Below are 20,466 nucleotides of genomic sequence, written 5' to 3' on the forward strand. Positions count from 1 at the left end.
TTTTCAAACGGGCTGAATGCTGGTAGATGCAACTCATGTTTAACGCCAGCATAGGAGGCGCACATGGATATGACCGTGAACTGGCGCTTCCTGAATCCGGCCCAAGTGGCCCTGATCTGAGCGTCCGCGGTTTCTCGCAAATTTCCTCTTGATATCGCTTCAAGGCTGCTATTGGCCTTGCACTTGAATTTTCCCGGCATCCCTCCGCCGCCTATTTAAGGGCTTGTGCGCCGCAGCGACTGCCGGTTTCCGCTCGATGGAGCCTTGTTCATGTTCGCCTGGTTCGAAACCCGCGTAAATCCCTATCCGGATGGTGATCCGGCCTTGCCGCCCAAGGGGCTTTTTGCCTTCTGCTGGTATTATACCAAGCCCGTCTGGCCGTGGCTGCTGGTGCTCGGCACCTGCTCCATGGCGATTGCCGTGCTGGAAGTGTTTCTCTACCAGTTCCTTGGCAATATCGTGGATTGGCTGAGCAATGCCGATCGCGCCACCTTCCTGCAGAAGGAGGGGTGGCATCTGGCCGGCATGGCTGCGCTTTTGCTGCTGGCACTGCCGCTTTTCGGGGCCATGCACACCATTACCTCGCATCAGGTGCTGGCGGGCAACTTCCCGATGATCGCCCGCTGGCAGATGCATCGCTTCCTGCTGCGCCACTCGATGAGCTTCTTTGCCAACGAGTTTGCGGGGCGCGTCTCGACGAAGGTCATGCAGACGGCGCTGGCGGTCCGCGATGCAACGATCAAGATCATCGACGTCTTCGTCTATGCGGCGAGTTTCTTCATTTCCATGCTGGCGCTTGTCGCTACCGTGGATTGGAGGCTCGGCATTCCGCTGGTGGCGTGGATCGTGGTCTATAGCCTGATCCTGCGGTTCTTCATTCCGCGCCTGCGCAAGAGTTCGAGTGAACAGGCGGATGCGCGCTCCATGATGACCGGGCGGATCGTCGATAGCTACACCAATATCGGCACGGTCAAGCTCTTCTCGCATGCCGGTCGTGAGGAACGTTATGCCCGGGAGGGCATGGACGAATTCCTCGGTACCGTGCACCGGCAGATGCGCCAGATTTCCGCGCTCAACATGGCCGTGGATATCAACAACGCGCTGGTTCAATTTTCCGTCGCGACACTTGGCATCTGGTTCTGGCTGCAGGGCAGTGTGTCGGTCGGGGCGATTGCTGTTGCCATCGGCCTTGCCATGCGTATCAACGGCATGTCGCAGTGGATCATGTGGGAAGTGGCGGCGTTGTTCGAAAGCGTCGGCACGATCTACGACGGCATGGGCATGATGACGAAGCACCATGATATCGTCGATGTCCCTTCCGCCAAGCCTCTGGCGGCGCCGCAGGGCGAGATCGTCTATGAGGGCGTGCGCTTCCACTACGGCAAGCAGAAGGGCGTCATCGACAACTTCTCCCTGACGATCAAGGCGGGTGAGAAGGTCGGCCTGGTCGGCCGCTCCGGTGCTGGCAAGACCACGTTGATGAACCTGCTGCTGCGGTTCTACGACGTGGAAAAGGGCCGGATCCTGATCGATGGTCAGGATATTTCGCAGGTGTCGCAAGACAGTCTCCGGGCCTTGGTCGGCGTAGTGACGCAGGATACCTCGCTGCTGCATCGCTCCATCAGGGACAACATTGCCTATGGCCGCCCCGATGCCAGCGATGCCGAGGTGATCGAGGCCGCCAAGCGGGCCAATGCCTGGGACTTCATCCAGGGACTTGCGGACCAGCAGGGCCGCAAGGGGCTTGATGCGCATGTGGGCGAGCGGGGTGTCAAGCTTTCCGGCGGCCAGCGTCAGCGCATTGCGATTGCGCGCGTCTTCCTCAAGGATGCGCCGATCCTTATCCTTGACGAGGCGACATCGGCTTTGGACTCGGAAGTGGAAGCGGCCATCCAGGAAAGCCTCTTCTCGCTGATCGAGGACAAGACGGTGATTGCCATTGCCCACCGGCTTTCGACCCTGACCCAGATGGATCGGCTGATCGTGCTGGACAGGGGCCGTATCATCGAGACCGGAACCCACCAGGAACTGGTCGCGCATGGCGGCATCTATGCCGATCTCTGGAACCGCCAGTCCGGTGGCTTCCTGGGCGATGAGACGGAAGAACAGGAAACGGAAGCGGCGGAGTAATCCGCCGCACCTATCCGTAATTCACATGTGGCATTAACCATCCCACGGAAAAGCTTGCATTTTATCGATATTGTTAAGCTTTTGCTTGTGTGCGGGGTTTAGGATTTCCTAAGGTTGAAACCGCGGGAACCCTAAGCGATGGCAAGGCGGCGAGATAGGTATTCGGCCAAGGCCGCTGCCGCGCGTCGAGCGATCGACGCGTTGATCCGCTATCGACTCGAATTGACCCCCGACAATTTTCATGTGGCGCTGCGGCTGCTGGATGATCCCCCGCCCGGATTGCGAGAGAATTTCGCCACATTGCCCTATCCCCTTCAGCAGGCCGATTTTGCGCGCTTGGGGGAGCAGTTCCTTCCTCAGAAAATCGATCGCGATGCGCTTGAGCCTTTGATGACGGCACTGACCGGCGCGCTCGGGGCTCTCGCGATGATCTCCCTGCGCGAGCGCAGGCATGTCAGTGTGTTTGCTCAAAATATCCTAGCCGTGCAGGCACTTCTCGAAAAGCGTCCAGAGCTGTCTGCGGATGAAGTGGGCTCCGGTCTTGATGAACTTGCGCTCTCATCGCTTGCGCGCGGGGAGGCGGCCGAGCGGCTTCAGCGGGCCTTGTCGGTGTGCATCGAGGGGCTGCAGGCTTTTACGCGGGCGCTGGAAGCCCCGTCCGGATCGCCAAGCCAGGCAACCTCTCCTGAACCAGCGGCCCAAGATGGGGCGGAAGCGACGGAACAGGCGCCGGAGGTTAGCCATGGTCTTCCGGACAAGGCAGGTCTGGTCAGCCGCCTTGAAGCCCTGCAGGCAAGCGAAAAGCAGCTTTCCGGTTATAGCGTGCTGCTATGCCGCCTGAAGGGGATGGATCAGTTCCGCGGCGAAGCGATGCAGAAGGCCAAGGATTTCGTTCTCAACACCTTGGGCAACCAGACGTCTCGGCTGATCAGCGCTGATGAGGGCGCGTATTGGGTCGCGCCGCAGGAACTGGGTCTTGTGCTGGGCACCACCAGCGAGATCGAACTGAATGACTTCAGCCGCAAGCTAAAGCGTATCGTGGATCACTCCGTGGCCTATGCCCGGCGCGATGTTCAAACCCTTCCAGACCTTCGCTGCCGATTTGGCGGTGCGACAGCCTATGGCCGCACATCGGCCAGCCAACTGCTCGGCAAAGCCAGCCTTTCCCTTCAGCGCGCCGATTTCTTGGATGAAGAAATGCCTGTTCTCAGCGCCATATCCAACATCAAGGGGGATGGGCGCTATGACTCGCTGTACGGGCGCCGTGCCCACTGAGGCTGACCGGGATCACAATTTCGCATGCGGCCATCTTAAAACTTGAAAGTCGTAATCAGATTATCCTATAGAGCGGTGAGCCTGCCGATGAGCGGGCCTGTTCAGGGAGATTTTGATGAAGTCTGTCAGCCGCCTTTCCGCGCTTTTTGCAATCGCACTTGCGGGCGCCGGTTTCTCAAGCGTGGTCTATGCCGCCGATGGCGAAGGCATTGTTGTTTATAACGCGCAGCATGAAAGCCTGGGTCGCGAGTGGATCGACGCCTTTACCAAGGCAACCGGCATCAAGGTGACGATGCGCCAGGGCGGCGACATGCAGTTCGCGAACCAGCTGATCCAGGAAGGCGCCGCATCTCCGGCTGACGTATTCCTGACGGAAAACTCTCCGGCCATGGCGCTGGTCGATGGTGCGGGCCTGTTTGCCCCGGTCGATCAGGCGACGCTGAAGCAGGTTCCGGAACAGTTCCGCCCTGCAAACGGTAACTGGACGGGCATTGCCGGCCGCTCCACCGTGTTTGCCTATGACAAGACCAAGCTGACCGAAGACAAGCTGCCGAAGTCCATGCTCGATCTGGCTGATCCGGCCTGGAAGGGTCGTTGGGGTGCGTCGCCCGCCGGTGCTGATTTCCAAGCGATCGTCGGCGCGCTTCTGTCGCTGAAGGGCGAGCAGGATACTGCCAAGTGGCTGAAGGCGATGAAGGAAAACTCCGTTGCCTACAAGGGTAACAGCGTTGCCATGAAGGCCGTCAATGCCCATGAAGTCGAAGGCGCTGTGATCTATCACTATTACTGGTTCGGCGATCAGGCCAAGACCGGTGAAAACAGCAAGAATGTCGGCCTGCATTACTTCCGCAACCAGGATCCGGGTGCTTTCCTCAGCGTCTCCGGTGGCGGTGTGCTGAAGTCCAGCAAGCATCAGAAGGAAGCTCAGGAGTTCCTGAAGTTCGTGACCGGCAAGGGTGGCCAGGACATCCTGAAGAATGGCACGTCCTATGAGTATGCCATCAACGGCGAGTCCAACGAGAAGCTGGTACCAATCAAGGACCTTCAGGCACCCAAGGTCGATGCTTCCAAGCTTGACAGCAAGAAGGTCGTTGAACTGATGACGGCAGCCGGTCTGCTTTGATCGGTGCCAAATCTGTTGAGTTCTTCTCAACAAACTTCTAATCAGAGCGTCGAGAGCGACCGTGTCCGCAAGGCACGGTCGTTTTCGATAGCGGGTCTGGGCGAAAACGTCCGATCAGAAGTATCAACCGTGTTCAGGTAGGTCGCGCGATATTGCGTGCGGCATTCGCCAAGTGAAGGGTTTTCCTTGTTGCAGCGTGCCTCATCATTGAGGCGGCCAGCTGGCCGCGCCGGAGGATTTCGGCTTCTGCCTGCGCTTCGCCCGCACCCTGTCGCGACGCTGCTTGCCCTGGCTGTCGCGGTGTTCAGCCTTTTGCCGCTCGGTTTTATCGCGATCGTCACCTTCGATGTGGGCTGGGAAACCGTTCGGACCCTGGTGTTTCGACCGCGCGTCGGCGAGTTGCTGGTCAATACCGTCTATCTGGAACTTGCGACGATCCCGATCTCCATCGTGGTGGCCGTGGGCCTTGCCTGGCTGACGGAGCGGACCGATCTTCCTTTCCGGCGCTTCTTTTCCGGTCTTGCGGTTGCGCCGCTCGCCATCCCGGCGTTCGTGCATAGCTACGCTTGGATCACCGTTCTGCCTGGCATGCGCGGGCTTTGGAGCGCGGTCTTCGTCGCGGTCCTGGCCTATTATCCGTTTCTCTATCTGCCGGTTGCTGCGGCGCTGCGCCGGCTGGACCCGGCGCTGGAAGATGCGGGCGCCTCGCTTGGCCTGTCACCCTTCTGGATTTTCATACGCGTGGTGCTGCCGCAATTGCGGCTTGCCATTTGCGGCGGCTCTCTGTTGATCGCGCTGCATCTTCTGTCGGAATACGGCCTGTTCGTGATGATCCGGTTCGACACCTTTGCCACGGCCATCGTTGACCAGTTCCAGTCCTCCTACAACAGTCCGGCCTCGAACATGCTGGGCGGCGTACTGGTCGTCTGCTGCCTGGTGCTGCTGCTCGTGGAAATCGGGCTGCGTGGCAATGAGCGTTATGCGCGCGTCGGCACCGGCACGGCGCGGCCTTCAACCAGGCACCGCCTCGGCTGGCTGACGCTGCCCTGCCTGCTGGTGCCTCTCATTGTCGCAGCCCTTGCCATCGGGGTGCCGCTGTTCACCCTCGGGCAATGGCTGTGGTTTGGCGGCATTGCCATCTGGCAGGCTGACATGCTCGGCAACGCGCTGATCCAGACCATCCTGCTGTCGCTGGCCGGCGGCGTGCTGGCGACGTTGCTTGCAGCACCCATGGCATGGCTTTCGGTGCGGGCGCCGGGCCGCGTGCAGCGCGTTCTGGAAGCTTGCCACTACTATGTCGGTTCACTGCCGGGGGTCGTTGTGGCGCTGGCGCTTGTCACCGTCACCGTCCGCTATTTCATGCCGCTCTATCAGACCTTTGCAACGCTGCTGGCGGCCTACGTGCTGCTGTTCTTGCCGCGTGCCATGGTGGGTTTGCGCGCCAGCATCGCGCAGGCGCCGGTGGAACTGGAGCGCGCTGCGACAGCGCTCGGCCGCACGCCGCGCCGCGCGGTGTTTGAGATTACCTTCCGGCTGGCGGCTCCCGGTGCCGCCGCCAGCGTGGCGCTGGCCGCCTTGGGGATCGCCAACGAGTTGACGGCAACCCTGATGCTGTCTCCGCTGGGGGTCGATACGCTCGCCACGCGCTTCTGGTCGCTCACCAGCGAAATCGACTACGTCTCTGCCGCGCCCTATGCGGTAATGATGGTGGTGCTTTCCATGCCGATGACGCTTTATCTCCATCTCCAGTCCAAGCGGGTGGCGGGACAATGACCGTGCTTTCGATCGATAAAGTCAGCAAGCGCTACGGCAAGGTCCAGGCGCTGGACCAGGTGAGCGTTGAGGCCTCATCCGGCATGCGCACCGCTGTGGTCGGCCCTTCCGGCTCGGGCAAGACAACGCTGCTGCGGATGATCGCCGGTTTCGAGACCCCGGATAGCGGTAGTGTATCCGTGGGGGGCGAAGTCCTGGCCGATGCTCACCGCTCCATGCCTGCCCATTTGCGCGGCATTGGCATCGTGGCGCAGGATGGCGCGCTTTTCCCGCATCTGACCGTCGCCGACAATATTGGATTCGGCATTCCCCGTGGTGACCGGGAGCGCACGGAACGCGTTCTTTCGCTGCTGGAAATGGTGGAGCTGGAGCCCGGCATGTTGACGCGCCGGCCTCATCAGCTCTCCGGCGGGCAGCAGCAGCGTGTGGCGCTGGCGCGTGCACTGGCCTGCCGTCCGCGCCTGATGCTGCTCGATGAGCCCTTTTCCGCGCTCGATACCGGCCTTCGCGAAAACATGCGCAAGACGGTGGCGCGCGTATTGCAGGCAGCCGGGGTCACGACCATTCTCGTGACGCATGACCAGGAGGAGGCGCTTTCGTTTGCCGACCGGCTGGTGGTGATGCGCGAGGGTAGGGTGGTCCAGGCGGGCACGCCGCAGGACCTCTATTTCCACCCGAACGACCGCGCGACGGCTCTCTTCATGGGGGATGCGGTGCTCCTGCCCGCAATTGCCAAGGGCAGCGTCGCCGCCTGTGCGTTGGGCAATGTGCCGATCGTGGGCGAGCACAAGGGCAAGGTCGAAATCATGCTGCGGCCGGAACAGATCCGCATTGCCACCGATGGCAGCCAGCAGGACAATACCGGCCAGGTGGTCGATGTGGAATTTTCCGGCGCGACGTCCACCATCGCGGTTGCGCTGAACGGCGTTGCGCTGCCGCCGATCCGCATCAAGACCTCGAGTGTCGCCCTGCCGGCTCCGGGCGCCTATGTGCGCCTCGACGTGGCCGAAAAGGCGCATGTGCTGGAGGGGTGAGAAGCCCTCCCGTTTCCATGGGGAGCGCGACCCACAATTTGCGACACATCTACCCCCCTCTGTCCGTCCAAACTGCTGTTGGGCCTATTTTAAATATGACGAGGCTTTAACTTTGCCGCGTCATGGAATCCGCCTATATCGGCTTCCATGATCTTTTCCGCTATCGCCCACCGCTTCGAGACCTTTCTGGATCCCTTCGGGCGAAAGGACGACTTGCGCCCGCCTGCGGGCACCATCCCCTTCATCTGGTTCTATGTTCGGCAGGCCAAGGCGCCGTTTCTGGCCATGCTGGTTCTCGGCGGCATGACGGCGGCGATCGAGGCTGCCCTGTTCTGGTTCGTCGGGCGGTTGGTGGATCTTCTGGCGACGGTGGACAAGGCCGCCGGTTGGGGTGGCTTGCTCCATCAGCATGGCCCTGAACTGTTCGGCATGCTGGTGCTGATCGGCGTGGTGCGGTTTCTGGTGACGCTGGCCACCGCCATGGTTGACCAGCAGATCATCACACCCGGCTTCTACAATCTGGTGCGTTGGCAGTCTTACCAGCACGTGGCGCGCCAATCGCTTTCCTTCTTCCAGAATGATTTTGCCGGCCGCATCGTCACCAAGGTCTGGTCCGGCGGGCAGGCGGCGGGCGATCTCGTGACCTCGCTGATGGAAAGCGTGTGGTTCGTGCTGATCTACTGCGCCTCCATGCTGTTCCTGATCGGCGGGCTGGACTGGCGGCTGGCCATGATCGTTGTCATCTGGATCGGCGTCTTTTCGCTGCTGGCCCGCTATTTCGTGCCGCGCATCCGGTTTCATTCGCGCGAGACGGCGGAAGCAGCCTCGATGCTGTCCGGCCGTATGGTGGATGCCTATAGCAACATCCAGACGCTTCGCCTGTTCGGCAATAGCGACGCCAATGACCGCTATATGCGCGAAGGCTTCGACACGTTTCAGCGCACGACCCTGATGTTCACCCGCTTCATCACCGGCGTGCGCGCTTCCATGGCGCTGCTGTCCGGCGTGATGATCACCAGCATGGCGGCGCTCTGCGTGCACTTATGGCTGGTGGGGTCGATCAGTTCCGGGGCGGTTGCCTTCACGCTCGCATTGGTGCTGCGCCTCAACTTCTTGCTCGGGCGCCTGATGACGCAGTTCAACGGCATCATGCGCAATTTCGGCACGGTACAGAACGCCGCGGAACTCATTTCCAAGCCCGTCGAACTGGTGGATGCTGCCAACGCCAAGCCACTGACAGTGCGCCAGCCGGAAATCCGTTTCGAAAAGGTCAGCTTCCATTACGGGCGCGGCAAATCGGTCATCGAAGGACTCGACCTGACAATCCGTCCCGGTGAAAAGGTCGGCATTGTCGGGCGCTCGGGCGCGGGCAAATCCACGCTCGTCAACCTGCTCCTGCGCTTCTACGACCTGCAGGGTGGGCGCATCCTGATCGACGGACAGAATATTGCCGAGGTCAGCCAAGAATCGCTGCGTGCGCAGATCGGCATGGTCACGCAGGATACCTCGCTGCTGCATCGGTCGATCCGCGACAATATTCTCGTCGGGCGGGCGGATGCGTCCGATGAATACTTGCTGCAGGCGGCGCGCCGCGCCCAGGCTGACAGCTTCATCCTGACGCTGGAGGACCAGCAGGGCCGCAAGGGTTTCGATGCGCATGTGGGCGAGCGTGGGGTAAAACTTTCTGGCGGGCAGCGCCAGCGCATCGCCATTGCGCGCGTCATGCTGAAGGATGCGCCGATCCTGGTGCTGGACGAGGCAACCTCGGCGCTCGATTCCGAAGTTGAAGCCGCCATCCAGTCCAATCTGGATGAGCTGATGAAGGGCAAGACGGTGCTGGCGATTGCGCATCGCCTTTCGACCATCGCCGCCCTCGATCGCCTGATTGTCATGGACAAGGGCCGTATCATCGAAGAGGGCACCCATGCGGAGCTGATCGAGCGCGGCGGGCTCTATGCGGAGCTTTGGGCGCGCCAGTCGGGCGGGTTCATCGCAGTCGACGAGGCGGCGCAGTAAGTTCTCAGGCTCTCGACGGTGGTTCGAGCTCAGGTTATGCTAGGCCAATCACTGGCCGAGGATGCGCCCATGCTGCCCTTTATCGCGATCGTGCTGGTCACGTGGTTCCTGATCGCCACCTTTCCCATCTGGTTTGGTCTCACCATGGGATTGTTCGGTGCCGTTTTGGGTATGATCGGCGCCCTGCTCGGTGGAGCGATAGCCCTATTCGTCCTTATGATGCTGACCGTACCGGCGCTTATTGCACTTTACGTGCTGATGAAAGTTTTTGTTGCGCTTTACCAGGCAGAGCCTGAGCGTCGTTAATTGCCAAAACTGAGAAAATAATCTGCGCACAACCTGTCGCTGTCGTGAAGACGAGGGCGGCGAATCATGTTGTGATGTTTGATGTAGCGCAAATCGTTTCCGTATCCGGGGATGTAGGGGAGCGGAACGACTTGGGGCAGGCTGGCCGCCGGCGTGGATTCGTGACGGCACAGTGGAGCGGAATGATGCAACAGACCCGCGACAATGTGCCGTATGCTGATGCCGAGGCTGGACTTGCGCCAAGATCGTGCTTAGAAATCAAGACGGGGATATAGGTTCCAATTGTGTCTAAATTGGATTCTGTTGGGGTAGGGGCATGCAATTCCACGACATTTTTGCGCAGAGGATGGGTTGAACGTGAGTGAACACGACACCAATGGCGGCACTGTGGCTGAGCCCACACGTCGTGATTTCCTGTATTTGACCACTGGCATGGCGGGTGCCGTCGGGGCTGTTGCGGTTGCGTGGCCGTTCATCGACCAGATGAGACCGGATGCCTCTACACTCGCGCTCGCTTCCATCGAAGTCGATGTGTCCGGTTTGCAGCCGGGCATGTCGCTGACTGTCAAATGGCGCGGCAAGCCGGTCTTCATCCGCAACCGCACGCCGAAGGAAGTGGAAGAGGCGAATGCCGTTGCCCTTGCCGATCTCAAGGATCCGGTGGCGCGCAATGCCAATATCGCTGCGGACGCACAGGCAACCGACATCGATCGCTCTGCCGGCAAGGGCAAGGAAAACTGGATCGTGATGATCGGCTCCTGCACCCATCTCGGCTGCGTGCCGCTCGGCCAGTCCGGTGATTTCGGCGGTTGGTTCTGTCCCTGCCATGGCTCGCACTACGATACGGCGGGCCGCGTGCGTAAAGGTCCGGCACCGCAGAACCTTGCCATTCCAACCTATACGTTTGCTTCCGATACCGTGCTCCGGATCGGGTGAGGGGATAAGATATGAGCGGGCATTCCGAATACCAGCCATCAACCAGCCTGGAAAAATGGATCGACTCGCGGCTTCCCCTGCCGCGATTGGTGTATGACAGTTTCATCGCCTTTCCGGTGCCGCGGAACCTGAACTACGCCTATACCTTTGGCGCGATGCTGGCGGTGATGCTGGTCGTGCAGATCCTTTCCGGTGTCGTGCTGGCCATGCACTACGCGGCCGATACGACGGTCGCCTTCATCTCCGTTGAAAAGATCATGCGCGACGTCAACCACGGTTGGCTTTTGCGTTACATGCATGCCAACGGCGCTTCCTTCTTCTTTATCGCCGTCTACCTGCATATCGCACGCGGCCTTTATTACGGCTCCTACAAGGCACCGCGCGAAATCCTCTGGATCCTTGGCGTTGTCATTTACCTCCTGATGATGGCCACCGGCTTCATGGGTTATGTTCTGCCCTGGGGTCAGATGTCCTTCTGGGGTGCGACCGTCATCACCGGCTTCTTCTCGGCGTTCCCGCTCGTCGGCGAATGGATCCAGCGCTTCCTGCTGGGCGGCTTTGCCGTTGATCAGCCGACGCTGAACCGTTTCTTCTCGCTGCACTACCTGCTGCCCTTCATGATCGCCGGCGTGGTCATCCTGCATATCTGGGCTCTGCACGTCACGGGCCAGACCAACCCGACCGGCGTCGAAATCAAGACCAAGACGGATACGGTTCGCTTCACGCCCTATGCGACGCTGAAGGACGCGTTCGGCGTTGGCATCTTCCTGATCGCCTATGCTTGGTTCATCTTCTACATGCCGAACTTCCTCGGCCATCCGGACAACTACATTCCGGCCAATGCCCTGAAGACCCCGGCGCATATCGTGCCCGAATGGTATTACCTGCCATTCTATGCGATGCTGCGCGCGATCACCTTCAATGTCGGACCGATCGACTCCAAGCTTGGCGGCGTTCTGGTGATGTTCGGTTCGATCATCATCCTGTTCTTCCTGCCCTGGCTCGATACGTCCAAGGTTCGCTCGGCCGTCTATCGCCCGTGGTACAAGCTGTTCTTCTGGATCTTCGTGGCCAATGCCATCGTGCTGGGTTGGCTGGGTTCCCAGCCCGCAGAAGGCCTGTATGTCGTGCTATCGCAGCTCGGTACGCTCTACTACTTCGGCTTCTTCCTGGTCATCATGCCGCTGCTTGGCCTGCTTGAGACGCCCCGGCGCATCCCCAACTCGATCACGGAGGCTGTTCTGGAAAAGAATGGCAAGTCCGCGACGGTACAAGCCTGAGCGCGTGAGAGGACAATACCCATGAAAAAGCTTGTCACGAGCATTGCGCTGATGGCGTCTCTGGCCGGTTTCTCCGGCCTGGCGCAGGCTGCAGAGCAGCCACACAACCTTGCGGAAGCTACCGAGCACGCGGCCAAGGCGGGTCACTACCCGATCCTGAAGCCGAAGAATGTCGATTGGTCCTTCGCCGGCCCCTTCGGCAAGTATGACAAGGCGCAGCTGCAGCGCGGCCTGAAGATCTACACGGAAGTCTGTTCCGCCTGTCATTCCATGAACCTCGTTTCCTTCCGAACGCTGGAAGGGCTGGGTTATTCGGACGCGCAGCTGAAGGCCTTTGCCGCACGCTACGAAGTGCAGGATGGTCCGAACGATGCGGGCGAGATGTTCAAGCGCAAGGCTGTGCCGTCGGATCACTTCCCGGCACCCTTCCCGAATGAGCAAGCCGCTGCTGCCGCCAACAATGGTGCGGCTCCGCCTGATATGTCGCTGCTTGCCAAGGCACGCGGTATCACCCGCGGCTTCCCGCTGTTCGTGTTCGACATCTTCACCCAGTATCAGGAAGGCGGACCGGATTATATCTACTCGCTGCTGACCGGCTATCAGGAGCCGCCGGAAGGCATCCAGGTGGCCTCGGGTACGCACTTCAACCCTTACTTCGCGAACGCCCAGGCGCTGGCCATGGCACAGCCGATCACGGCTGATCAGGTCACCTATGATGATGGCACGCCGCAGACGCTGGACCAGTATGCCAAGGACGTTGCCGCCTTCCTGATGTACACGGCCGAGCCGCATCTTGAAGAGCGCAAGCGCACCGGCTTCATGGTGATGGTGTTCCTGGCGATCTTCACGATCCTGATTTATCTGACCAAGAAGTCTGTCTACGCCAACAAAGATCATTGAGCGTAACGGGCGGTGAGGATAAGAAAGGCGGCAGAAATGCCGCCTTTTTTGTTGCTGCGGTTGTCCCTTTCCGTGTTCAGTGAAAGCTCCAATGTCTGAAATAACTTCCTATCTGGCGGGCGCCATCCGCGCGATTCCCGATTATCCGAAGCCCGGCATCATCTTTCGTGACATCACCACGCTTCTCGGCAACCCGGAAGCTTTTAGGGTCGCTGTCGACGAGCTCGTTCGTCCCTATGCCGATCTTGCCGTTGATCAGATCGCCGGCATCGAAGCCCGCGGCTTCATCCTGGGTGGCGCGCTCGCGCACCAGCTGTCCTCCGGCTTCGTTCCGATCCGCAAGAAGGGCAAGCTGCCGCACCAGACCGTGCGCATGGCCTACAGCCTGGAATACGGCACTGACGAGATGGAAATGCATGTCGATGCGGTGAAGCCAGGTGACAAGGTGATCCTGTGCGACGATCTGATCGCGACCGGTGGTACCGCCGAAGGTGCTGTCAAGCTGCTGCGCCAGCTCGGCGCGGAAGTCGTCTCCGCCTGCTTCGTGATCGACCTGCCGGAACTCGGCGGTCGCAAGAAGCTGGAATCGCTTGGCGTGGAAGTGCGCACGCTGGTGGCCTTCGAAGGACATTGAACGCCTTCGCTTGCGTGGAAGCCTGATTCCTTCGTATCTTCTCTGGCAACAAGAGGGGATACGCCATGGATCTGCATACACTTGTCGTTTTTGGCCTGACCTTTTTCGTCTTTGCCGCCAGTCCCGGCCCCGACAACATGACCATTCTGGCGCGCAGCGTGCATCGCGGCGCGCTCTCTGGCATCGCTTACGGTGCAGGCACCGTCGCGGGTATCCTGATCTTCCTCATGCTTGCAGCCTTTGGCCTTTCGGTGCTGGCCACAGAGATGGGGGCCGGTATGACGGTGCTGCGCTATGCGGGGGCGGCTTACCTCATCTGGATGGGTATCAAGATGTGGACATCAGAACCGGTCGTGCCGCAGGCAGATCATGCCCGGACCTCTGGCGATCTCTGGAAGGGTTTCGTGACCGGTGTGGTGCTGAACCTCGGTAATCCCAAGATGCCGCTGTTCTATCTGGCGCTTTTGCCCAACGTCGTCAGCGCCAGCCTGACAGCATCGCAGGCTTTGCAATTGGCGCTGGCCATTCTTCTGGTGGAGGTTGTCGTCATCGGCGGCCATGTGGCGCTGGCTGCGCGTGCCCGTCGTGCGCTGACCTCGCCGACGGTCGTTCGCCGCGTCAACCGCGGCGCCGGTGCGGTTATGGTGGGTGCCGGAGTTGCCGTTGCGGCAACGCGTTGAACTCACACAAATTCCAGCACGCTGCTCTCAAACCGCATCACAGTTTCGCCGTTCTGGTTGACGCCTTCATTGAAAGTGGAGTTCAGCCAAGTGCCTGGACGCGAAGCCAGTTCTCGGGTTTCTGTCAGCGTCACATAATAGGTGATCGTATCGCCGGCATAGACGGGCCTCAGCCATTGCAGTTTGCGGAAGCCGGGTGACGGCCCCATACGCGGCGGTTCAATACCTTCTCGCACCAAGCGCGCATGCTCGGCCGCCCAATGAGCCAGAAACATCTTCATCCAGCCGGCGCAGGTATGCCAGCCGGAGGCGCAGAGTGCGCCGAAAACGAAATTCTTGGCGGCTTCCGGGTCCAGATGAAACGGCTGTGGGTCGAATTCTCGCGCGTAGCGAATGATGTCTTCGGCGGTAAAGGTCAGCGAACCGGTTTCGATGCGGGTGCCAATGGGCGTGAGGTCGGAGAGCTTCATGCCGCAGTCTCCTTAGGCGCGCGCATGCCGAACATGATGACTTGCTCGGCGGCGCAGACGAGTTCGCCCCTTTGGTTCTCCAGTTCCGTGCGCATGCGCACCAGACCGATCCCCGGTTTTGAGCGCAGCGGGCGCGCCTCCTGAACGATACCGCGACCCGATAATGTGTCGCCTGCCAGAACCGGCTTCTTCCAATCCATGAAATCGACGCCAGGTGCGCCCTGGCAGGTGGAGTTACCGATATAGGCGTCCACGATCATACGCATCAACATGGCTGCGGTGTGCCAGCCGGAGGCCGCAAGCCCGCCCAAAATGCTGGCCTTGCCCGCTTCTTCATCCAGATGCATCGGCTGGGGATCAAACTCACTGGCAAAGGCAATAATCTCCTCTGCCGTCACTGTCTTGGGGCCGAGTGGGAAAACTCGATCAGGTGTGAAGTCCTCGTAATGCAGCATCGTCTCTCCCACGCATTAGATATTTGCACCTTAAAGGATCTGTCTCTTCTGCCAAGTGCGAATGCCTTACATTTGCCATGCGAGGCTCTATCCAGCTGGTTTTCATTGCGGGATCATGCGGATTTTTTCAGGAAGTGCGGCTATTCTTGGCCCAGGCGAAAGTGGGCAGGGGCAACGGATGGGCCGGTTGAGGGCAGCGCTGGAAGAGGCGGCACAGAGAGGCTTGCTGAACCCGGAACGCATCAGCGATCTGGAAGTGTATCTGAACACGCGCATGAATTCCGGGAAAGGCGAGCAGGGCCTTGAGGGGAAGGGCTCTGCACCACCAGACACCGAAGTACCGCGCTTCATCCGCGGCTTTCATGACGTGCTGATCAGCCTTGGCGTCTTCATCTTGCTGGTCGGCCTCGGAGGTGCGGGCTCGATTTTCGCAACGGCACCTGCCATCATCATGCTGGCGGAAATTCTTGTCCGGCGGCAGAGGCTTGCCCTACCGGCTGTTCTGCTTAGCGTCGCAACGGCGGTCTGGGCCGTCGTGACGAGTGCCGTGATCCTTGATGAGATCTATCCGGATGCGCCTTACCTGGCGCTCGTGCTCAAGACAGTACCGATTATGGTCGTCCTCGGCGCCTTTGCCTGGCGCTACCGCGTGCCGTTGGCCGTGGCGCAGTTTCTGGCGTCATGCCTCGTTCTGGTGTTCACGCTGCTCTTCTGGGGGGTGGCAGCCCTGACGACCTCTTCGAATATCCTGAAGGACCATCCTCTGATTGCCGTCGGCCTGCTGGTCATTGGCGCCGTTTCGATGTTTGGATTGGCTATGCGCTACGACCTGTCGGATCGCGAGCGTCTCACACGCCGCGCCGATATTGCCTTCTGGCTGCATCTGATGACGGCACCGGCATTGCTCTATGCCGCGATCTCGGTCGTGCTGGTTCTTTACCGGAAGGATGTTGCAGGTCTCGATATCTCCGATACCGCGCTTGCGCCTCCGATTATCGGCATCGTTGCAGTGCTGATGCTGACCGGCCTGGTGATTGACCGGCGCGCCTTTGCGACATCCGGTCTGGTCGCGTTGATCGTGGCGGTGATCAAGGTGTTGCAGACCACTGATATGACTGGGGATGTGGTGCTGTTTTTGGCCCTGACGACGGTCGGGCTGATCGTGCTTCTGGTCGGCACGGGCTGGCGCTATCTCCGCCGGCAGATCATGGAACTTTTGCCGCGCGCCTGGCAGGCGAAATTGCCGCCGGTGATGTAACGAGGATCGCGATCTGACGCGAAGTGCTGTAATTGACTGTTGCTAGCGCGGTGCTCAGCGTTCAAGGAATGCCCCCCTCTGTCCTGCCGGACATCTCCCCCACACGGGGGGAGATCAGCAGAACCGCTTCCCGCTCGCTCCTTCGCCAGACTCGAATGGTGTCCTGACCGCAGTACGGTTCAAGAGGTTTGGGGCGGTGCCACAATTCGATCTCCCCCCGTGTGGGGGAGATGTCCGGCAGGACAGAAGGGGGTGAACCACCATCAGTAAGGACAGCGCCGTGTAAGGTTACCCGCCGGCGCTCACAGTTTTACGTATTGAAGCGGAAGTGGATGACGTCGCCGTCCTGCACCACGTATTCCTTGCCTTCGTCACGTGCCTTGCCGGCTTCCTTGGCGCCCACTTCGCCGTTGTACTGGACAAAGTCCTGATAGGCGATGGTGGCGGCGCGGATGAAGCCGCGTTCGAAATCCGTGTGGATCACGCCGGCGGCCTGCGGTGCCTTGGTGCCACGGACGATTGTCCAGGCACGGCATTCTTTGGGGCCCACGGTGAAGTAGGTGATGAGGTCGAGCAGGTGGTAGCCGGCGCGGATTAGGCGGTCGAGACCGGCTTCCTCAAGACCAAGCGCGGACAGGAATTCCTTCGCTTCCTCTTCCGGCAGCTGCGCCACTTCGGATTCGATCGCAGCGGAAATGATGACGCATTCAGCACCCTGTTCCTTTGCCATGGCGGCGACGGCTTCCGTGTGCTTGTTGCCGTTGACGGCATCGGCTTCGGCGACATTGCAGACGTAGAGAACCGGATGCGAGGTCAGCAGGTTCAGGCCCTTCAGGATGTCGATCTCTTCCGGGGCGAGCGTCTTCAAAAGCAGGCGGGCAGGCTTGCCTTCGTTCAGAAGCTTTACGACGGCTTCCATGATCGGAAGCTGCGCCATGGAATCCTTGTCCTTGCCGGTGGCGCGCTTGCGGGTCTGCTCGACGCGGCGCTCAAGGCTCTCGAGATCGGCGAGCATCAGCTCGGTCTCGATGGTATCGGCGTCGCCGACCGGGTTGATGCGGCCTTCGACGTGGGTGATGTCGTCATCCTCGAAGCAGCGCAGCACATGCACCACCGCATCGACTTCGCGAATGTTGGCGAGGAACTTGTTGCCGAGGCCTTCACCTTTGGAGGCGCCGCGCACGAGGCCGGCGATGTCCACGAAGGAAATGCGCGTCGGGATGATTTCCTTGGAGCCGGCAATCGCGGCCAGCTTCTGCATGCGCGGGTCTGGAACCGCCACTTCGCCCGTATTCGGTTCGATGGTGCAGAAGGGATAATTCGCCGCCTGCGCTGCTGCCGTCTTGGTCAGCGCGTTGAAAAGGGTCGACTTGCCGACATTCGGCAGGCCCACGATACCGCATTTGAAGCCCATAAGGGTTCACCTGTCCTTGATTTTCAGTTGGTCTGGCTATGGGGGAAAGCGGCGAGGCGGTCAAGTGGAGAGCCTGTCAGGGCTAAATGGAATCGTTCTGCCGGAAGCATTTTTCGTCAGAATCGAGGCTTTCGGCAAAGAGCATACCTGCGAGGTACGGTCGAGACGAAAGCCGAAGATAATGGCGGAAAATGATCCGGCCCTTCGGGTTGGCTGAGGCGAGTCATCTGCTTTGTCGAGCGACTTGGCCGTATGCGTTGGCTACGACGCGCGCCGCTCTCCTCGCATCTGACTTCGCCTGAGCCAACAGAACTGTTTCCATTTAGCTCTGATAGGCTCTACGCCGCCGATTCCCTTGCAGTGTGGCCTTTGCATGCCTATCCTAACGTCAGGACTGTTGCTATGTGCAACTTCGCCTGTCCGCGAAAGACGGGATGTCCCAGGTATCATTCGGAGACCTGCCGCCATGAGCGATGATACGACCCTGAAACCGAAAACCGTCACGAAGCCCAAAGTGGAGCGCCCTAAGCTCTACAAGGTCATCCTGCTCAACGACGATTATACGCCGCGCGAATTTGTGACGCTGGTGCTGAAGGTCGTGTTCCGCATGAGCGAGGACGAAGGCTACAAGGTGATGATGACCGCGCACCGGCTGGGGTCCTGCGTGGTTGTCGTCTGTACCAAGGATGTCGCGGAAACCAAGGCGAAGGAAGCGACTGACCTTGCCAAGGAGGCCGGCTTTCCGCTGATGTTCACCACCGAGCCGGAAGAGTAATTTCAGTCGTTGCGGATCTGGTAGCCCGTCTTGTTCTGGATGAAGCCGCAAGCCTGGTAGAAGCGGTGGACGCTTTCTTCCTTCTGACCTGTCAGCAGCATGATCTTGTAGCAGTGGGCCGCCAACCCGAAGTTGATGGCGTGGCGGATGACCGCGTGGCCGAGCCCCTGTTTTCGATGGCTTGATGCCGTCACCACATTCTCGATCAGCCCATAGGGGCGGGCGGAGCGCGTCAGGTTGGGCACGATGATGAGGGTTGCGGTCGATACGGCGTGGCCATCCACCTCCGCTACGAATACATGCATTCCCGGCTGGGCCAGCATAGCGTCGAATGTCCGGGACGCCGCTTCGTCGTCCAGCCTCGGATCAGCCGGGTTCAGTTCCTGGTAAAGGGAGAGCAGATCGCTCAAGTCCTCGCGGCGGGCTGACCGAACAATTGCGGCTGGTGCGCCCATCACTCCTCATCCTTCTTGGCAAACATGCGCTTCAGCATGTCGGCCATGGGGCCGGTCGTGGGCAGAGCCTTGGGCTGTTTGAAGTTCCGCGCGGCGCGGATGTGAGACTGACCGGCGGGTTTTGCGGCGCCGGCAGCCTTGGGCGGCTTCGAGCTGTCGGCCTCAGGCTTGGCACCAACAGCCAGCGCCAGCTTGTTCATGAGTTGGGAATCCTCTCCCTTCACCAGCATTGCGGCGTTGTCAGCAATGGCGTCCAGCAGCGGCTCCAGCCAGGCCTTGTCGGCCTTGGCGAAATCGCCCAGCACATGATTATGCACCAGTTCCTTGGAGCCGGGATGGCCGATGCCGAGGCGGAGCCGCCTATACTCCTTGCCGCAGTGGGCATCGATGGATTTCAGGCCATTGTGGCCGCCATGGCCGCCGCCGGTCTTGATGCGGGTGCGGCCGGCCGGCAGATCCAGCTCGTCGTGTATGGCGATGATATTGGCAGGGGTGAGCTTGTAGAAGCGCATGGCTTCGCCAACCGCTTCGCCCGACAGGTTCATGAAGGTCTGCGGCTTCATCAGCAGCACCTTCTCGCCAGCGATCTCGCCTTCTGAAATGTCCGCCTTGAACTTTTTCGACCATGGCGAAAAGCCGGGCAGGCGCTGCAAAGCGTCCACGGCCATGAAGCCGATATTGTGCCTGTTGTCGGCGTATTTGGTTCCGGGATTGCCCAGTCCGGCGATGATCAGCATGAGCAGCCTCGTCCTGTTGGTGTTGCGTTTCTCAACCCCCTATTGGACGACAAGTCAACTCAGTCCGGCTCGATTCCATATTTCGTGAAGATCGATCGCATTGTGCCATCGGCGCGGATGCGATCCAATCCGGCACGCAGTTTGGCGATGACCTTATCCGGAATGTTCTTGTTGCAGGCAATGCCGAACTCCTGATCCGTCAGTGTCAGGACGGCGCGCAGAGGCTGAAACTCCCGTTTCAGCTTTCGATAGGTCGCCGCCCGTATCGTCATCAGATCGATGCGTCTTTCCATCAGCTTTGCCAGCGTCAATTCGAAGGAGCTGCTGAGATCCAGTCTCCTGAAACCACTATTTTGCAGGATGGTCGCAATGGCCGTATCTCGCTGCGTCCCGATTGTCATGCTCTTGGCGTCGGCCAGTGTCGCGGGGTGAACACTCGTATGGCTGTTTGCAACCAAAAGAGTCGCATCGGCAAAAAGCGGAGAAACCCACTTGAAACGGGTTTCGCGTTCTGCAAGCCGCCCGGCGCCAAAGAAGCAGAATTGGTCCAGGGTCTCGGCCAAGGCAAGCGCTCGCGCCGATGGTACGATTTCCATCGTATATGCGATGTCTGTTCCAACAAGTATCGACTGCATCTCCTCGACGCTGGCGCCGATGGGAGTTCCGTCGGCTCCCAGGAACGAGTAGGGCGGATAGGACTGCGTAACCAACTTCAGCTCTGTTGCCGAAACAGTGCCGAACTGGACGAAGATAAAAGCGCCTGCAAGAACAAGAGACCTCATTTCCTCCCCCGGGTCGGTTGTTCGTAAGCTAAA

General features: G+C 60.1%; 20 protein-coding genes. 14 read left to right on the top strand and 6 right to left on the bottom strand.

Annotated features, from left to right (window positions below; translation table 11 throughout):
* The first annotated feature begins 270 nt into the window (after positions 1-270).
* The 12 genes from Q2T52_RS09395 to Q2T52_RS09450 all read left to right on the top strand — a co-directional run bounded on the left by Q2T52_RS09395 (position 271) and on the right by Q2T52_RS09450 (position 14,087).
* Complete coding sequence (locus tag Q2T52_RS09395; RefSeq protein ID WP_302076455.1) at positions 271-2,130, top strand: ABC transporter ATP-binding protein; 1,860 nt, start codon at positions 271-273, stop codon at positions 2,128-2,130.
* Positions 2,131-2,268: 138 nt separating this feature from the next.
* Positions 2,269-3,405 (top strand): hypothetical protein, encoded by a 1,137-nt coding sequence (locus Q2T52_RS09400; protein ID WP_302076456.1) that lies wholly within the window; start codon positions 2,269-2,271, stop codon positions 3,403-3,405.
* A gap of 115 nt (positions 3,406-3,520) precedes the next feature.
* Positions 3,521-4,528: an iron ABC transporter substrate-binding protein gene (locus tag Q2T52_RS09405; RefSeq protein WP_436799514.1), complete on the top strand. Its 1,008-nt coding sequence runs from the start codon at positions 3,521-3,523 to the stop codon at positions 4,526-4,528.
* A 186-nt stretch (positions 4,529-4,714) separates the two neighbouring features.
* Entirely contained in the window at positions 4,715-6,301 is a 1,587-nt protein-coding gene (locus tag Q2T52_RS09410; RefSeq protein ID WP_436799515.1) for an ABC transporter permease, read from the top strand.
* A complete protein-coding gene (locus Q2T52_RS09415; protein WP_302076458.1) occupies positions 6,298-7,335 on the top strand; it encodes an ABC transporter ATP-binding protein in 1,038 nt (345 codons plus the stop codon). The genes Q2T52_RS09410 and Q2T52_RS09415 overlap by 4 nt, the downstream gene beginning before the upstream one ends.
* Positions 7,336-7,482: 147 nt before the next feature.
* Positions 7,483-9,351, top strand: a complete 1,869-nt coding sequence (locus Q2T52_RS09420; RefSeq protein ID WP_302076459.1) for an ABC transporter ATP-binding protein — start codon at positions 7,483-7,485, stop codon at positions 9,349-9,351.
* Positions 9,352-9,420: 69 nt separating this feature from the next.
* Positions 9,421-9,657, top strand: a complete 237-nt coding sequence (locus Q2T52_RS09425; RefSeq protein WP_302076460.1) for a hypothetical protein — start codon at positions 9,421-9,423, stop codon at positions 9,655-9,657.
* 357 nt (positions 9,658-10,014) lie between these two features.
* Complete coding sequence (petA, locus tag Q2T52_RS09430; RefSeq protein ID WP_302076461.1) at positions 10,015-10,593, top strand: ubiquinol-cytochrome c reductase iron-sulfur subunit; 579 nt, start codon at positions 10,015-10,017, stop codon at positions 10,591-10,593.
* A gap of 11 nt (positions 10,594-10,604) precedes the next feature.
* Entirely contained in the window at positions 10,605-11,873 is a 1,269-nt protein-coding gene (locus Q2T52_RS09435; protein ID WP_302076462.1) for a cytochrome b, read from the top strand.
* A 21-nt stretch (positions 11,874-11,894) separates the two neighbouring features.
* On the top strand, positions 11,895-12,773 hold the full coding sequence (locus tag Q2T52_RS09440) for a cytochrome c1 (protein ID WP_302076463.1): 879 nt from the start codon (positions 11,895-11,897) through the stop codon (positions 12,771-12,773).
* Positions 12,774-12,864: 91 nt separating this feature from the next.
* Complete coding sequence (locus Q2T52_RS09445; protein WP_302076464.1) at positions 12,865-13,407, top strand: adenine phosphoribosyltransferase; 543 nt, start codon at positions 12,865-12,867, stop codon at positions 13,405-13,407.
* Positions 13,408-13,472: 65 nt separating this feature from the next.
* On the top strand, positions 13,473-14,087 hold the full coding sequence (locus Q2T52_RS09450; protein WP_302076465.1) for a LysE family translocator: 615 nt from the start codon (positions 13,473-13,475) through the stop codon (positions 14,085-14,087).
* A 2-nt stretch (positions 14,088-14,089) separates the two neighbouring features.
* Here the strand turns inward: Q2T52_RS09450 and Q2T52_RS09455 are convergent, their stop codons facing one another.
* Together Q2T52_RS09455 and Q2T52_RS09460 are read right to left on the bottom strand one after the other, a co-directional pair.
* On the bottom strand, positions 14,090-14,557 hold the full coding sequence (locus Q2T52_RS09455) for a MaoC family dehydratase (RefSeq protein ID WP_302076466.1): 468 nt from the start codon (positions 14,555-14,557) through the stop codon (positions 14,090-14,092).
* The gene (locus tag Q2T52_RS09460; RefSeq protein WP_302076467.1) at positions 14,554-15,012 is read right to left on the bottom strand and encodes a MaoC family dehydratase; all 459 of its coding nucleotides are present in this window, start codon (positions 15,010-15,012) and stop codon (positions 14,554-14,556) included. The genes Q2T52_RS09455 and Q2T52_RS09460 overlap by 4 nt, the downstream gene beginning before the upstream one ends.
* 178 nt (positions 15,013-15,190) lie before the next feature.
* Between Q2T52_RS09460 and Q2T52_RS09465 the strand changes: the two genes are divergently transcribed.
* Positions 15,191-16,270: a hypothetical protein gene (locus Q2T52_RS09465; RefSeq protein ID WP_302076468.1), complete on the top strand. Its 1,080-nt coding sequence runs from the start codon at positions 15,191-15,193 to the stop codon at positions 16,268-16,270.
* Positions 16,271-16,580: 310 nt separating this feature from the next.
* On the opposite strand, the gene ychF is transcribed toward Q2T52_RS09465, so the two are convergent.
* Positions 16,581-17,684: a redox-regulated ATPase YchF gene (gene ychF, locus Q2T52_RS09470; RefSeq protein WP_302076469.1), complete on the bottom strand. Its 1,104-nt coding sequence runs from the start codon at positions 17,682-17,684 to the stop codon at positions 16,581-16,583.
* A gap of 466 nt (positions 17,685-18,150) precedes the next feature.
* Between ychF and clpS the strand changes: the two genes are divergently transcribed.
* Positions 18,151-18,459, top strand: a complete 309-nt coding sequence (gene clpS / locus Q2T52_RS09475) for an ATP-dependent Clp protease adapter ClpS (RefSeq protein WP_302076470.1) — start codon at positions 18,151-18,153, stop codon at positions 18,457-18,459.
* Positions 18,460-18,461: 2 nt separating this feature from the next.
* Here clpS and Q2T52_RS09480 read toward each other — a convergent pair whose 3' ends face one another.
* The 3 genes from Q2T52_RS09480 to Q2T52_RS09490 are packed head-to-tail and all read right to left on the bottom strand — an operon-like array spanning position 18,462 to position 20,433.
* Entirely contained in the window at positions 18,462-18,914 is a 453-nt protein-coding gene (locus tag Q2T52_RS09480; RefSeq protein ID WP_302076471.1) for a GNAT family N-acetyltransferase, read from the bottom strand.
* Positions 18,914-19,651 carry an aminoacyl-tRNA hydrolase gene (gene pth, locus Q2T52_RS09485; RefSeq protein WP_302076472.1) on the bottom strand — a complete coding sequence of 246 codons (738 nt, stop codon included), beginning with the start codon at positions 19,649-19,651 and terminating at the stop codon, positions 18,914-18,916. Before pth ends, Q2T52_RS09480 begins: the two co-directional genes overlap by 1 nt.
* Positions 19,652-19,710: 59 nt before the next feature.
* A complete protein-coding gene (locus Q2T52_RS09490) occupies positions 19,711-20,433 on the bottom strand; it encodes a substrate-binding periplasmic protein (RefSeq protein WP_302076473.1) in 723 nt (240 codons plus the stop codon).
* Positions 20,434-20,466: the final 33 nt, after the last annotated feature.

Source organism: Rhizobium oryzicola (assembly GCF_030504645.1).
In the GTDB taxonomy this organism is placed as follows: domain Bacteria; phylum Pseudomonadota; class Alphaproteobacteria; order Rhizobiales; family Rhizobiaceae; genus Neorhizobium; species Neorhizobium oryzicola.

Coding starts and splice junctions, on each gene's coding strand:
- Q2T52_RS09455 (WP_302076466.1), bottom strand. CDS start 14,557: ATGAAGCTCTCCGACCTCACGCCCATTGGCACCCGCATCGAAACCGGT.
- Q2T52_RS09460 (WP_302076467.1), bottom strand. CDS start 15,012: ATGCTGCATTACGAGGACTTCACACCTGATCGAGTTTTCCCACTCGGC.
- Q2T52_RS09435 (WP_302076462.1), top strand. CDS start 10,605: ATGAGCGGGCATTCCGAATACCAGCCATCAACCAGCCTGGAAAAATGG.
- Q2T52_RS09480 (WP_302076471.1), bottom strand. CDS start 18,914: ATGGGCGCACCAGCCGCAATTGTTCGGTCAGCCCGCCGCGAGGACTTG.
- Q2T52_RS09400 (WP_302076456.1), top strand. CDS start 2,269: ATGGCAAGGCGGCGAGATAGGTATTCGGCCAAGGCCGCTGCCGCGCGT.
- Q2T52_RS09445 (WP_302076464.1), top strand. CDS start 12,865: ATGTCTGAAATAACTTCCTATCTGGCGGGCGCCATCCGCGCGATTCCC.
- Q2T52_RS09405 (WP_436799514.1), top strand. CDS start 3,521: ATGAAGTCTGTCAGCCGCCTTTCCGCGCTTTTTGCAATCGCACTTGCG.
- Q2T52_RS09465 (WP_302076468.1), top strand. CDS start 15,191: ATGGGCCGGTTGAGGGCAGCGCTGGAAGAGGCGGCACAGAGAGGCTTG.
- clpS (WP_302076470.1), top strand. CDS start 18,151: ATGAGCGATGATACGACCCTGAAACCGAAAACCGTCACGAAGCCCAAA.
- Q2T52_RS09395 (WP_302076455.1), top strand. CDS start 271: ATGTTCGCCTGGTTCGAAACCCGCGTAAATCCCTATCCGGATGGTGAT.
- Q2T52_RS09420 (WP_302076459.1), top strand. CDS start 7,483: ATGATCTTTTCCGCTATCGCCCACCGCTTCGAGACCTTTCTGGATCCC.
- Q2T52_RS09450 (WP_302076465.1), top strand. CDS start 13,473: ATGGATCTGCATACACTTGTCGTTTTTGGCCTGACCTTTTTCGTCTTT.
- Q2T52_RS09490 (WP_302076473.1), bottom strand. CDS start 20,433: ATGAGGTCTCTTGTTCTTGCAGGCGCTTTTATCTTCGTCCAGTTCGGC.
- pth (WP_302076472.1), bottom strand. CDS start 19,651: ATGCTGATCATCGCCGGACTGGGCAATCCCGGAACCAAATACGCCGAC.
- Q2T52_RS09415 (WP_302076458.1), top strand. CDS start 6,298: ATGACCGTGCTTTCGATCGATAAAGTCAGCAAGCGCTACGGCAAGGTC.
- ychF (WP_302076469.1), bottom strand. CDS start 17,684: ATGGGCTTCAAATGCGGTATCGTGGGCCTGCCGAATGTCGGCAAGTCG.
- Q2T52_RS09440 (WP_302076463.1), top strand. CDS start 11,895: ATGAAAAAGCTTGTCACGAGCATTGCGCTGATGGCGTCTCTGGCCGGT.
- Q2T52_RS09425 (WP_302076460.1), top strand. CDS start 9,421: ATGCTGCCCTTTATCGCGATCGTGCTGGTCACGTGGTTCCTGATCGCC.